This is a genomic window from Fannyhessea sp. (assembly GCF_986145555.1).
On sequence record NZ_CFRCNA010000005.1, the window covers coordinates 42,040 to 55,521 of the forward strand.

A 13,482-nucleotide genomic window follows, 5' to 3' on the forward strand; every position below is an offset into this window, starting at 1 on the left:
ATAAGGAGTTTGTTCGTGTTGGAAAACAGACCAGATCAGAAAGAATCGCCTACGCCTGCGCCTGAGCAAAATTCGCAGACAAAACCTTCTCAACAGCAGGTCATCAAAAGTGCAGATGTTCATGACAATACTTTGAAACATAATGAGCCTGTCCAAACGCCTGAACGCGGAAATGCGTCTCAGCAAGAGGACATGTCTCACGAAAGTCGTTTCAAAAACCTTAATTTAGATGATTTAAGTGTTGATGAACTTAACGATATTATTGACGCGTTTTCTAAAAATAAGTCACCCCGACGCAAGCGTATATGGATTATTTTTGCACTACTTTTAGCTGCATGGCTTGCGTATTGTGCCTATAATGCCTTTTTTGCTTCGCCTCAAGATACCCTTACAACCAATCAGTTTGTTGAAGCGGTTAATCAAGAGCAGATCACCAAGGTTGTTTATAAAACTCAAGACAGCAGCATTACAGGCGTTTATACTAATTCCAATGACACTTCGCGTCATTTTAAAACCTATTACATAGGGCACGATAGCCTGCAAAAGCTCATGCAAGATCACCCAACAATTGCGTTTAGTATTGACACGTCAGACGATTCCATGATCAAAACGGTAATCTCGGCAATTGTGCCAACGGTTTTAATTGTTGCAGCGCTGTTCTTCCTTATGAATTCGATTTCCGATCAAAATGGACGCGCGATGTCGTTTGGTAAAGCGCGCGCTCGCGTTGGAGAAAAAAGTCGCCCCAAAACAACTTTTAAAGATGTTGCAGGTATTGATGAAGCTGTTGAAGAGCTTAAAGAAGTGCGCGACTTTCTTAAAGATCCTAAGCGCTATAAAAAATTAGGTGCCAAAATTCCGCGTGGCGTACTGTTAGTGGGCGCGCCAGGAACGGGAAAAACGTTGCTTGCAAAGGCAGTAGCAGGAGAGGCAGGAGTGCCGTTCTTCTCTATTTCGGGTTCAGATTTTGTTGAAATGTTTGTAGGTGTAGGAGCTTCTCGTGTTCGCGACCTCTTTAAGCAGGCAAAACATGCAGCTCCTTCCATTATTTTTATCGACGAAATTGACGCGGTTGGACGCCAGCGTGGAGCTGGAGTTGGCGGTGGTCATGATGAGCGCGAACAAACGCTTAATCAGTTGCTGGTAGAAATGGATGGTTTTGCAGAGAGCGACGCAGTTATTCTTATTGCTGCAACCAATCGTCCTGATATTTTGGATCCAGCACTTTTGCGTCCTGGTCGTTTTGATCGACGTGTTCAAGTTGATCCTCCCGATATCAAAGGCAGAAAGACCATTCTTGAGGTTCACGCTCAAAATAAACCACTTGCGCCCGATGTACAGCTTGGAGCGCTTGCAAAACTAACGCCTGGATTTACGGGCGCCGATTTGGCCAATCTTTTGAACGAAGCGGCGCTTCTTACAGCGCGTCGTCATAAGCAGATAATTGGTATGAACGAAATAGAAGAGGCCATGGAGCGCGTGATAGCTGGTCCAGAAAAGAAGGGTCGCGTTATGACCGAAGAAGAAAGACGCACCATTGCCTACCACGAAAGTGGACATGCTCTTGTGGGCCATATTCTTAAACACGCCGATCCTGTACATAAAATTTCAATTATTAGTCGTGGCTCTGCGCTTGGCTATACGCTTCAATTGCCCGAGCAAGATAAAGTGCTTGAAACTAAAAATGCTATGTTAGATCAGTTGGCAGTTATGCTGGGTGGTAGAACTTCCGAAGAGCTGTTTTGCGGAGATATCACCACCGGTGCAAGCAACGATCTTGAAAAGGCTACTAAACTTGCGCGCAAGATGGTTATGCGCTATGGCATGAGCGACGAGCTTGGCGCTCAGGTGTACGGCGAGGCACAACATGAGGTATTTTTAGGTCGCGACTATGCCCACGGCTCTAATTATTCTGCCGAAACGTCTAAGCGCATTGATGATGAAGTTGAGCGTATGATGCGTCGTGCGCACGAACGCGCTGAACAAGTTTTAGCTTCACGTAAAGAATTGGTACGGACGATGGTTGACGTGCTGCTTGCGCGCGAAACGGTTGAAGGTGAGGCCGTTCAAGCTTTGCTCGATGGTAAGTGGGAACACTATCTTCAAAATCACCCTGAATATATGGAGAACGACATAGACCAAAACGCGGACACAAGTGCACGTGCTTAACCGCGTTATGTACGTATAACTTGTAGTTCATAACACTTTTGTGCCTATGTGCTTGAGACGCCGCAATGCTTTGCTGCTTGCGGCGTTTTTTGTAGTATGATTACCATATCTGCAACGCATACATACCGCAGATTAACAACGAGCGAGGAACCATATGGATATTAACCAAACATGTTATCAAGCAGGCTCATCAAAATCATCTATTCGCGAACTTGCAGCATTTGCTCAAAAGAGAAAAGCAGAAATAGGAAACGAGAATGTTTTTGATTTCTCAATTGGCAATCCAAGTGTTTCGGCTCCTGCATTGGTCAAAGCTTCTATTCTTAAAAATCTTGAGCTGCCTTCATTAAACCTGCATGGGTATACACCAGCTTCGGGACTGTATGAGGCTCGCCATGCCGTTGCGCGCGCGCTTAATCAAAAATATCATACCGATTACCATCCAGACGATCTTTATCTTACCTGTGGTGCTGCTGCATCGGTATCTATTGCGTTGCATGCGGTTGTTTGCCCAGGTGATGAAGTTATTGTTATTGCTCCTTTTTTCCCTGAATATAGTGTATGGATTGACGCTTGCGGTGCTCGCGAAGTTATAGTTTTAGCCAATCAGCACACCTTTGATATTGATTTTGAGGCACTTTCTGCTGCGATTTCTCCTAAAACTAAAGCAATTATTATCGACTCGCCCAACAATCCTGTAGGCGTTATTTATCCAAAAGAAACGCTTGCTCGTCTTAATGAGCTTATAAAAAACGCTATGAACACGTTTGGTCATCCTCTTTATGTCATTTCTGATGAGCCTTATCGCGAACTGAGCTATGGGACATGTGTTCCTTGGGTTCCCGATTATATCCAAACATCTATAGTGTGCTATTCGTATTCAAAATCACTGTCTTTACCTGGTGAGCGTATTGGATGGGTTTTGGTGCCTTCGTCTAATCCATATCACGATAAGCTTATCCCGTCTGTAGCAGGAGCAGGTAGACGTTTGGGATTTGTGTGTGCTCCAGCACTCTTTCAGCGAGTTCTTATCGATTGTGCGCAAGAACCTGCACCAGTTGAGGCGTATAACACCAATAGGTGCGAGCTCATGCATATTCTAGATGATCTGGGCTATTGCTATATTAAGCCGCAGGGTGCTTTCTATCTGTGGATGCGCGCGCTCGAAGATGATGCCGAACATTTTTCTTATGTGGCGCGCACGTTTGAGCTCATGCTTGTCCCCTCAAATAGTTTTGGTTGCAAAGGATGGGTTCGTATTGGTTATTGCGCTGATCTAGACACTATTAAGCGCTCACGAAAAGCTTTTGAGCTTCTCAAGCGCGCCTATGACAATGAGTGAGTTTATGTGAAATAGAGGTATGCGCAGCTACAAACACATGCCGCTGTAGCTTACAATACGTCGTAAAGGCACCCTTGCTGCATAAAGCTTTGCGCACCGCTTAAGTGCTCCATACACCGCATACCGAAATTTATCGTTTGAGCTTTCAAATTTTGTTATGCTTAGCATAAGACTTTATTTCGTGTTCGCCCCCATGCATAAAGAGGTGTATGTATGATACGGATTGCATGTGACACTCATTCTCATACGCTTTTATCACGTCATGCCTTTTCAACCATTCAAGAAAACGTGCACGCAGCTGCCATAGCTCGTTTAGAGTTGTTGGGCTGTACGGATCACTTTTCTTCGATGATCACCAAAGAAGTTAACCTTGAGCGCGCGCAAACGTATGATTTGCGTGATTTTCAGCATTTTATTAACTATTCTGCATGGCCTTCAAGCTGGGAAGGTGTTCGTGTATTGCATGGCTGCGAAGTTGATATTGTAGACATGGAAGGCCACATTTTTGGCGAAGATATTCCCGTTCGCTATCAAATTGGTGGTCGGCTTTACGATCATGTTGAAAGTTTGGCAGATAAGGTTTGCTCGCAGTGTGATTATGCGCTCGCGTCGCTGCACAATGTAGATTTTGCTCGCCAGGCTTCTAAGTCCGAGGTCACGCGCATGTATATGAAAGCCTTGGATAATCCGTACGTGTTAATTTTAGGCCATACGGGTCGTTATGGTGTTGATTTTGATATTAAAGAGCTTTGCGCGTATGCAAAGGAAAAAGGCAAACTTATCGAGATAAACGAGGCAACGCTTGCTGGATATCCAACCAATACCTGCAAAGAAATTGCGCTTTGTTGCGCAGAAACTGAAACTATGATTGCCACGGGCTCTGATTCTCACATTTCGATGCATATCGGTCAATTTTCGCACGTTAAAAAGCTTCTGGAAGAAATTCATTTCCCCCAAAAGCTCATCGCAACAACCGATTCGTCAACATTTTTACGTGTTATGCACCATGCGCTTGGCACACAAGAACCCACAAACAACTAGAGTTCTTATGCGCTTGTTACAACTCAAGCTCAAGGCCTACAGGACAATGGTCACTTCCATATATCTCGTTATAAATGGTACTTGAGGTAACCGTGTTGGCTATTCTGTTTGAAACAAGAAAATAGTCGATTCTCCAACCTGCATTTCTTTCGCGCGAACGCATACGATAGCTCCACCAGCTGTATGCTCCTTCAAGCGTGGGGTGTGCAGATCTAAAGGTGTCGGTAAATCCTGCACCTAAAAGGCTCGAAAAGCCTGTGCGCTCTTCATCAGAAAAGCCTGCGTTTTCGTGATTTGACGCTGGGTTTTTAAGGTCTATTTCTTGGTGCGCAACATTAAAGTCACCGCAGGTTATAACAGGTTTTTGGGCATCTAAACCTACCAAAAATTCGCGATACGCCTTATCCCATTCCATGCGCTCATCCAGGCGTGCAAGCTCGTTTTTAGAGTTGGGCGTGTAAACGTCTACAAACCAAAACTTTTCAAACTCCAAAGCGCAAACGCGCCCCTCGTTATCTGCTGCCTTACAGCCTATGGTATGAATGGTTGATAAGGGCTTTTCACGAGAAAACACAGCTGTTCCCGAATAACCTTTACGCTCAGCATAGCTCCATGTTTGTGTATATCCATTCAAATCAAGATTTACTTGTCCTGCCTGTAATTTTGTTTCTTGAATGGCAAAAATATCGGCATTGAGTGTCGAAAAAATTTCTAAAAAACTTGGTTCTTTTTTAAGCGTCGCTCGAAGCCCGTTTACATTCCACGATACAAAACGATACGGGTGTTTTTGTGACATATGCGATCTCCTTTATATTGCGCCGTGTACTTTGTGTAGTATAGAGGTACCTACATGCTGTACGCGCTCGACATTTTAGGTCTTGCATGGTACGTGCGCTTGCATGGGTAACATTTCTTAAGAGGAAGTATTGCCCAACTGTGTACCATATTACATGTTTGCTTAAAAGGATAGAAGATATTCATATGAACAAGAAATGCTCCGATAGTGTTTATGCTCCAGGTTTATCTGCTGATATGGATGAGCAGCAGTTGAATAAAATCCAAGATGGTGTCCGCCTTATTTTAGAAGGTTTAGGAGAAGACACCGCGCGTAGCGGCCTGCTTGATACGCCGGCACGTGTTGCTCGTGCGTTGCACGAGTTTATGCAGCCAACGCGTCTATCTAATCAAACTATTTTTGAAAAATCTTTTAATGCGCAATGCAATGATATTGTTGTGGTAAAAAACATTGCATTTTCTTCGTTGTGTGAGCATCACCTTTTGCCGTTTTACGGTGTAGCTCATATTGCATATTTACCAAGCACCGATGGTCATGTGTGCGGTTTATCTAAACTTGCACGTATTGTTGATAAATATGCTCATCGCCTACAAATTCAGGAAGGCCTAACCCAGCAAATTGCCGAGGCAATTATGGATGGTACGCACGCACAAGGGGTATATGTATGCATGGACGCAACGCATACCTGCATGTCGCTTAGAGGCGTCTGTAAACGCGAGAGCACCACGCGCACACAAAGCACGCTTGGCGTGTTTACCAACATGGATAAAAAACAGGAAGTTATGCGGTTATTATTCGGGTAAAATAGAGGAAACCGATACAATTCGCGCATTTGGAGGGCTTATTTATGCTACGTCAAGATTATTCCGTTTGGCATTGCGGACAGCATGATATTTCACTATCACGTCCTCGCATTATGGGTGTATTAAACGTCACGCCTGATTCTTTTTCAGACGGTGGAGAAAATCTCGACGCAACAAAAGCCATTACTCACGCATTGCGCATGCTCGACGAAGGTGCAGACATTATCGACGTTGGGGGAGAGTCAACGCGGCCTGGACATACGCCTGTGAGTGCCGAAGAAGAAGCACAACGTGTGGTGCCGGTTATTCGGGGAATCTTAGAGCAAGCGCCCCAAACTGTAATTTCTATTGATACACGTCATGCGTCCGTAGCAAAAATGTGCGTTCGTTTGGGTGCTTCTATTATCAACGATGTTACGGGCTTTTCGGATCCCGAAATGATTAAAGTAGCTGCTCAAACCGATTGCGGCTGCATTATTATGCATTGGGAAAAATTTAGCAACCAGCCCATGCGAAAATCCGTTCAACTCGATAGCGCGCGCCCTGTACGCGAACGTATTGTTCCTCAAAGTTCGCGCCGTTTCACGCTTCCCGATGAAGGTCCCATTATGCGCTCAATTATGGGATTTCTAGGAGATCAAGCACGCCTTTTAATGCGTGCGGGTGTTAATCACAGCAGAATTTGTATAGACCCAGGACCAGGCTTTGATAAAGACGCCAACGAAAATGTAGTTATCCAGCGCGCTATGCACAAGCTTGTTTCTATGGGGTATCCTGTTTTAACTGCTGTTTCTCGTAAAAGATTTGTAGGAGCGGTATCTTCGGTGGCAGTTGCTAATCGTCGCGATAGTGCAACGATGGGTATATGCATCGCTGCAATTGCTGCTGGTTCTCGAATCGTGCGCGTCCACAACGTTAAAATGGCAGCAGAAGTTATCAACGGTTATTGGTCTTGTGCGCAAGCCGATGCGCGTCAGGCATTTATTGCGCTTGGTTCCAATACGGGCGATTATATGGCAAATCTTGCCTTGGCGGTAAAACGAATCAACGAGATTCCACTTACAGGCGTTGTGCAGGTAAGCCATGTCTACGAAACCGAGCCAGCGTATGGCATTGCAACAAAAGTTGCAAACGCAGTGGTTGAAGCGCGCACCGAGCTTGCACCGCTTTGCTTGCTTGATGAGCTTATGGCAATTGAAAAAGAACTTAAACGCACACGTTCACTCAAGTCGCGCACGCCACAGCCGCGTACCATTGATTGCGATTTGTGCTATGTTGAAGGCGAAACACACGCAGGTCAAAAGCTCACTTTGCCTCATCCTCGCCTTGCCGAGCGTGATTTTGTGCTCGTGCCCATGGAAGATTTAATGCACGATCCAGCTCGTTTTCTGTCTCATGCAGGAATTGAGGTTCTTCCCCCCGAACAAAGAGTTGGCCATGTTATAGCAGACTTGGGCACCGTTGATTGGGAGTAGTATGAGCTGGGATAACACTAAAGACAGGCCTTCTCATGAGCCGTTTTGTATTGCGCACGTACGTATACGGCCACAGGTTCCACAACATCTTATAAGTGGATTGCCTTGGATCTGCTCGTTAGGAATATACGACGCGTGTGCTCGCACGCTTAATCCTCAAGTACATATTTGTTGGCCATATCGTGTTGAAGTTGAATTATATTACGAGCGCTTAACCTTTGATATTGTACATCACGGCGGATGTGATGAAGGTGGCGTGTTTGTTGATCTCGATATTATTTGCCAAGGTGATACGCCCACTGTTCAGGCACTTCCTGTTGATTTTGACATCATTTTGCAATCTTGCCTTATGGATCGTATTACCGCATGGCAGCACGCGCTTTCAAAGACACCAGCTGTTGCAGGTCCGCTTGCTTTTGTAGCGTCGGAATATTTTGATCATGTTGATCATATGGGACATGCAATTGCAGTTCATCCCAAAGACGGAAGTGCTCCTTATACAGCCACACTTGCTGGAGTAGACGTATGGGGTAGAGCTGTAGTAACGCTTAACGATGCAACCGAGCGCACCTTAGCCCCCGAGCAAGCGTCATTGCGCGCAGTTTTATAAATTTTAGAATTTAATCTTGCAAATTATTTTTAAGTAAGGTATAACGAGCGTGAGTTTGTTTTGCGCTCCATAAGTCTTGTGGTGCGCCGTGCGAGCCTTGGTGGGCGGCGCGCGTATGAACAGACTTAATTTGTACATCAACTATAAGGAGGTGGGATGTATGGACGCACACAGTACAGGTCACAGTAAGAGCAAAAGTCATAGTTGCTCTTGCGGTCGAAGTAGACGTATAAATAGTTGCAAAGAAGTGCATATATCTCATCTTTGCCTGATGGTCACATATACATGTGACACAGGAGTTGATGCTTATGAAGAACATCTGGAGCACTGTCAAACGCATTGATACGCGTAAGACCTTATCGTCATCTCAAACATTTTCATCTCAAGATACTCATGCGATTATTTCAAAACGTAGGCGTTTTGATGGTAGTGGTTCATCTCAGAAAAATACGGTAGACGTTTCGCACGAAGAGCGTCTTACGTTTGCGGCTACGCACAGTAAAACTGCGGTGCTGGGCTATGTGCAAAGCTCGCAAGAAGGCTTAACTGCGCGCGAGGTCATCAATCATCGTGCGCGTTACGGTACCAATTACATTACGCATAAGCGCGAAAAAAGCCCAGTTCATCAGCTTATAGAAGCGTTTATCAATCCCTTTACCGCTATATTATGTGTGCTGGCAATTATATCTGGACTTAACGATGTTGTGTTCCCGCTGTTTTCAATGTTTGGTCAAACACCCGATGATTGCAGCTACACAACAGTTGTCATTATTGTTGTTATGGTAACCATTTCGGGATTGCTGCGCTTTATTCAAGAGCTTAAGAGCAATAATGCCGTTCATCAGCTTATGGTGATGATTAAAACTACCTGTTCTGTTCTTCGTAAAGATGATACAGACCGGCCCACAAACGAGCAGCTTGCGCATCGCGAGACTGCTGCGCGTGAAATACCTTTGGACGAATTAGTTGTAGGAGATCTTATCTATTTAAGCACGGGTGATATGGTACCTGCAGATGTTCGCCTCATCGAAACTCACGATTTGTTTGTTAATCAGGCATCTTTAACGGGTGAAAGCGAACCTGCAGAAAAAATCGCCGCAACGCAAGCGCACCAAGCGAGTGTAACCGATTACGTCAATATTGCTTTTATGGGGACAAATGTTATATCTGGAAGCGGTTGGGCAATTGTGGTGTCTACCGGCATTCATACGCTTTTTGGAAGCATGACTCGTGCGTTGGATGAAAAAGACCCTCAGACAAGCTTTGCAAAAGGCGTTAACGCGGTAAGTTGGGTGCTCATTAGATTTATGCTGGTTATGGTGCCTATTGTATTGATGATCAATGGCTTTACTAAAGGCGATTGGGTGGCAGCATCGCTGTTTGCAATTTCGGTGGCGGTAGGTTTAACACCAGAAATGCTTCCCATGATTGTTACCACGTGCTTAGCCAAAGGCGCCGTTTTAATGAGCAAAAAGCAGACCATTGTAAAGAATCTCAATTCTATTCAAAATTTCGGTGCTATGGATATTCTTTGCACCGATAAAACAGGCACGCTTACTCAAAACGATGTTGTACTTGAATATCACTTAAACATTCACGGCGAAGATGACTTACATGTATTAAGAAGTGCATATCTTAATAGCTATTTCCAAACGGGATACAAAAATCTTATGGATGCAGCCATTATTAAGAAAACCGAGGAAGTAGAATCCGCTGATAAAGAGCTTGAGGATCTGTCAGAAGCGTACACCAAGCTTGATGAGATACCATTTGACTTTAAGCGTCGCCGCTTGTCTGTGGTTGTAAGGGGTTCCGAAGGCACTACGGTGATGGTTACTAAAGGTGCTGTTGAGGAAATGCTTTCAATTTGTACACAGGTGAGAGACGAAGACGCTGTGAAAGACCTTACAGCGGAAGTAAAAACCAAGATTTTACACATGGTATCTTGCCTTAATGACCGCGGATTTAGAGTCCTTGCGCTTGCGGTAAAAGACAATCCATCACCTGTTGGCGCGTTTAACGTTAGTGACGAATGTTCGATGTGCTTTTTAGGAATCCTTGCATTTCTTGATCCACCAAAAGAAAGCGTTGCCTCTACATTGGCAGCTCTTCGTAGTCATGGTGTAACTACCAAGATTTTGACGGGCGACAACACGCAGGTTACGCGTACTATTTGCAAAGCCGTAGGTTTGGAAGTGAGCTCCATTCTGGAAGGCAGCGATATTGAAGATTTAAGCGATACACAGCTTTGTGAACGCGCACAAACAACTACTGTTTTTGCAAAGCTTACGCCCGAACAAAAGGCTCGTATCGTGCGTGTTTTGCGCGAATGTGGTCACACCGTTGGGTATATGGGTGATGGCATTAACGATGCAGCTGCTATGAAACAAGCTGATATTGGAATATCGGTTGATAGTGCGGTTGACGTGGCAAAAGAGTCGGCTGATATCATTCTGCTACAAAAGGATCTAGGCGTTTTAGAGCAAGGTATTATTGGCGGTAGAAAAACGTTTGCCAATATGGTGAAGTATATAAAGATGACGGCATCTTCTAACTTTGGTAATGTGCTTTCGGTACTTATTTCTTCTGCAATGCTTCCGTTTTTGCCTATGCAAAGTATCCAGCTCATTTTGCTGAATCTTATTTATGATCTTTCCTGCACAGCTATTCCTTGGGATGGGGTAGATCGCGAGATGATCGAGCGCCCACGTGCGTGGAATGCGTCATCCATCGGTAAATTCATGATCTGTTTTGGACCTATAAGCTCAATCTTTGACGTGCTTACGTTTGCCGTTATGTTTTTAGTGATATGCCCGCTTTGCGTATCAGGCGGTATTGTATGGTGGGATTTACAAAGCGTATATAGCGGCGCGCAACTTGCAAATATAAGAGCTGCATATTGCATGCTTTTCCAAACGGGCTGGTTTGTTGAGTCTATGTGGAGTCAGACGCTGGTTATTCATATGATTCGTACGTCAAAGATACCGTTTATTCAAAGTAATGCATCGTGGCAACTTACTTTGTGCACTTCGTGCGCTATTGCTCTCTTAACGCTGATACCGTTTTCGCCGTTAGGAGCTGTTTTGGGATTATGCCCTCTACCTTTAATCTACTTTGCGTATTTAGCGATATGTGTCTTGTTGTACATGGTGCTCACAACGCTTTGCAAAAAACTGTACATTCACCATTATGGTGAGTTGCTCTAGGTTTAGCACGTATTTTTATGCACGATAATGCCTCTTTGTGTTGGGGTCATTATCGTGCATATATTATGGTGTACGTGTTATCGCGTATGCTCGCTATGTTTTGCGCGCCATGTCCTAATTTGGTAGATACCGCGAACGGTGAGATCAGGGTCTACGTTTTCAAATAAGGTGGTTGCACCAGCCACCATGTTTGCGCAGCCTCCCGTAGCTATGACATGGGCATCTGGTTCGTCAAGCTCAGCTTTTATTCTGCTTACCATACCTTCCACCTGTGCTGCAGCACCAATAATAATTCCTGATTGTATGTTGGTTTCGGTAGTAGTCCCTATGGTTGCCGACGGCACTACTAACGGCACGCTTGATAATTTTGCAGCACGTGCAAATAGGGCATGCGCCGAAAGCAAAAGTCCGGGCATAATAACGCCACCGCAAAATCTGCCCTGTTTATCAACAATATCAATATTAGTAGCAGTTCCAAAATCGACGACAATAGATGAGGGCCCATACGTGTTATATGCACTTACCGCATTGGCAACGCGATCGGCGCCTACCTCATGGGGATGAGGAACGCAGATTGGTATGCCACAGTCTTGTGTTGCATCAATAACGTAGACATCAGCGCTTTGAGAGATACGTTTCATCGCGTGTGACCATTGTTGCGTAAGTAAAGGTACCACGCTTGCAATTGCAACATGGCATATGTGGCCTAGGTCTACGTTTGACATACGAAAAAACCCATCCACATGCATTTGGAGCTCATCGGGGGTATTACTCGAAGTTGTAGTCATACGCCATAGATGAATAAGCGTTCCTTGCTCATTAAACAGACCAAGATTTGTTTGTGTATTTCCGACATCAATTGCAAGCAGCATGAGGCAAGTTCTTTCTCTAAGGGACGTGCTTATAATTTTATACAAGCATTAAAGGAACAACATCTTATGTAGGTAAGCCCTTATAGGTGGCACTTTGTGCGTTGAGTATTAGTTATCGCTTGCCCGAAAGATAAAGTTATCAATAAGACGAGTTTTCCCTATGTATACTGCAATCGCGCACAAAGCTGTTTTGTCTTGTTCAATTTCCGTAATTTTGGTAATCGTGTCAAAATCAACCATTTTAACGTAATCAATACGTGCAAGTGGCTCGGCTTCAATTATGTTTCGCATAGTGCCCACAATTTCTTGTGCATTACGAATTCCTCGCTGTGCCATATCTTGACCTGCAAAAATAGCTTTTGACAGGCAAAGTGCAGCCTTGCGTTCATCTGGAGAAAGATACGTATTGCGCGAACTTTTTGCGAGGCCATCTGCCTCGCGAATAATAGGGCATCCAATAATTTTTATATCAAAATTAAGATCCTTGACCATACGCTTAATAACAGATAACTGTTGTGCATCTTTTTGTCCAAAATACGCACGATTTGGTTGGACGATGTTAAAAAGTTTTGAAACTACGGTGCATACGCCTCTAAAATGAATGGGGCGTGAAAGGCCACATAATTCCTGCGTAAGCCCCTCAACACTCACATACGAGCACGCGTGAGGAAGATACATTTCTTCTGGCTTGGGATTAAATAAAAGGCTTGCACCTGCGCGTTCACAGCAGGCGCAGTCGCGCTCTAGATCACGAGGGTAACTTTCAAGATCCTCACCCACACCAAATTGTGTAGGATTTACAAAATCTGATACAACTACAAAATCATTTTCAGCTGAGGCACGTTTTATAAGACTTTCATGGCCTTCGTGGAGAAAACCCATGGTAGGAACAAGTGCAATTGTTTTGCCTTGTGCTTTTTGTTGAGCAATTATCTTTCTTACTTCGCAAATTGTGCTGACAACGTTCATGTGAACTCCTTTATGCGACACATCGTGTTGTAATAAAACTTGCGCACGTTATATGCGCGTACACTCATGATTTGCAGTAAGAGGATCTACTGTCTAAAATCGAGCTCATTTTACCATGTGAGGCCATCTTTAGAAACCTCATGCGAGGTATCGGTATCAGCGGCGTGCCTCTCGCACCACCACGCGCACCTAAACGTGG

The 13,482-nt window shown here is 44.6% G+C and carries 10 protein-coding genes; 7 read left to right on the plus strand and 3 right to left on the minus strand.

The features are described from left to right. Positions 1–15 precede the first annotated feature (15 nt). From ftsH to AC5GD6_RS01895, 3 genes are all read left to right on the plus strand, one after another. The gene (gene ftsH, locus AC5GD6_RS01885; RefSeq protein ID WP_491846117.1) at positions 16–2,169 is read left to right on the plus strand and encodes an ATP-dependent zinc metalloprotease FtsH; all 2,154 of its coding nucleotides are present in this window, start codon (positions 16–18) and stop codon (positions 2,167–2,169) included. A gap of 154 nt (positions 2,170–2,323) precedes the next feature. Then, positions 2,324–3,511, plus strand: a complete 1,188-nt coding sequence (locus tag AC5GD6_RS01890) for a pyridoxal phosphate-dependent aminotransferase (RefSeq protein ID WP_491846118.1) — start codon at positions 2,324–2,326, stop codon at positions 3,509–3,511. A 213-nt stretch (positions 3,512–3,724) separates the two neighbouring features. Then, positions 3,725–4,552, plus strand: coding sequence for a phosphatase (locus AC5GD6_RS01895; RefSeq protein ID WP_484828547.1), 828 nt, complete (start codon positions 3,725–3,727; stop codon positions 4,550–4,552). A gap of 16 nt (positions 4,553–4,568) precedes the next feature. Here the strand turns inward: AC5GD6_RS01895 and AC5GD6_RS01900 are convergent, their stop codons facing one another. Next, on the minus strand, positions 4,569–5,348 hold the full coding sequence (locus tag AC5GD6_RS01900) for an exodeoxyribonuclease III (protein WP_491846119.1): 780 nt from the start codon (positions 5,346–5,348) through the stop codon (positions 4,569–4,571). Between the two features lie 185 nt (positions 5,349–5,533). Here AC5GD6_RS01900 and folE point away from each other — a divergent pair, with 185 nt between their 5' ends. The 4 genes from folE to mgtA all read left to right on the plus strand — a co-directional run bounded on the left by folE (position 5,534) and on the right by mgtA (position 11,442). Then, positions 5,534–6,151, plus strand: coding sequence for a GTP cyclohydrolase I FolE (gene folE, locus AC5GD6_RS01905; RefSeq protein WP_491846120.1), 618 nt, complete (start codon positions 5,534–5,536; stop codon positions 6,149–6,151). 44 nt (positions 6,152–6,195) lie between these two features. Next, on the plus strand, positions 6,196–7,626 hold the full coding sequence (gene folP / locus AC5GD6_RS01910) for a dihydropteroate synthase (protein ID WP_276777335.1): 1,431 nt from the start codon (positions 6,196–6,198) through the stop codon (positions 7,624–7,626). Between the two features lies 1 nt (position 7,627). Beyond that, a complete protein-coding gene (locus tag AC5GD6_RS01915) occupies positions 7,628–8,236 on the plus strand; it encodes a hypothetical protein (RefSeq protein ID WP_276777332.1) in 609 nt (202 codons plus the stop codon). Between the two features lie 308 nt (positions 8,237–8,544). Further along, entirely contained in the window at positions 8,545–11,442 is a 2,898-nt protein-coding gene (gene mgtA, locus AC5GD6_RS01920) for a magnesium-translocating P-type ATPase (RefSeq protein ID WP_491846121.1), read from the plus strand. Positions 11,443–11,519: 77 nt separating this feature from the next. Here the strand turns inward: mgtA and AC5GD6_RS01925 are convergent, their stop codons facing one another. Beyond that, complete coding sequence (locus AC5GD6_RS01925) at positions 11,520–12,314, minus strand: type III pantothenate kinase (protein ID WP_416437188.1); 795 nt, start codon at positions 12,312–12,314, stop codon at positions 11,520–11,522. Positions 12,315–12,422: 108 nt separating this feature from the next. Next, on the minus strand, positions 12,423–13,283 hold the full coding sequence (gene panC / locus AC5GD6_RS01930; RefSeq protein ID WP_464359979.1) for a pantoate--beta-alanine ligase: 861 nt from the start codon (positions 13,281–13,283) through the stop codon (positions 12,423–12,425). Between the last annotated feature and the right edge of the window lie 199 nt (positions 13,284–13,482).

What these genes read in the sequence shown, in the direction of transcription:
- mgtA (WP_491846121.1), top strand. Translation starts at nt 8,545, where the DNA reads ATGAAGAACATCTGGAGCACTGTCAAACGCATTGATACGCGTAAGACC.
- AC5GD6_RS01900 (WP_491846119.1), bottom strand. Translation starts at nt 5,348, where the DNA reads ATGTCACAAAAACACCCGTATCGTTTTGTATCGTGGAATGTAAACGGG.
- folP (WP_276777335.1), top strand. Translation starts at nt 6,196, where the DNA reads ATGCTACGTCAAGATTATTCCGTTTGGCATTGCGGACAGCATGATATT.
- AC5GD6_RS01895 (WP_484828547.1), top strand. Translation starts at nt 3,725, where the DNA reads ATGATACGGATTGCATGTGACACTCATTCTCATACGCTTTTATCACGT.
- AC5GD6_RS01915 (WP_276777332.1), top strand. Translation starts at nt 7,628, where the DNA reads ATGAGCTGGGATAACACTAAAGACAGGCCTTCTCATGAGCCGTTTTGT.
- AC5GD6_RS01925 (WP_416437188.1), bottom strand. Translation starts at nt 12,314, where the DNA reads ATGCTGCTTGCAATTGATGTCGGAAATACACAAACAAATCTTGGTCTG.
- panC (WP_464359979.1), bottom strand. Translation starts at nt 13,283, where the DNA reads ATGAACGTTGTCAGCACAATTTGCGAAGTAAGAAAGATAATTGCTCAA.
- AC5GD6_RS01890 (WP_491846118.1), top strand. Translation starts at nt 2,324, where the DNA reads ATGGATATTAACCAAACATGTTATCAAGCAGGCTCATCAAAATCATCT.
- folE (WP_491846120.1), top strand. Translation starts at nt 5,534, where the DNA reads ATGAACAAGAAATGCTCCGATAGTGTTTATGCTCCAGGTTTATCTGCT.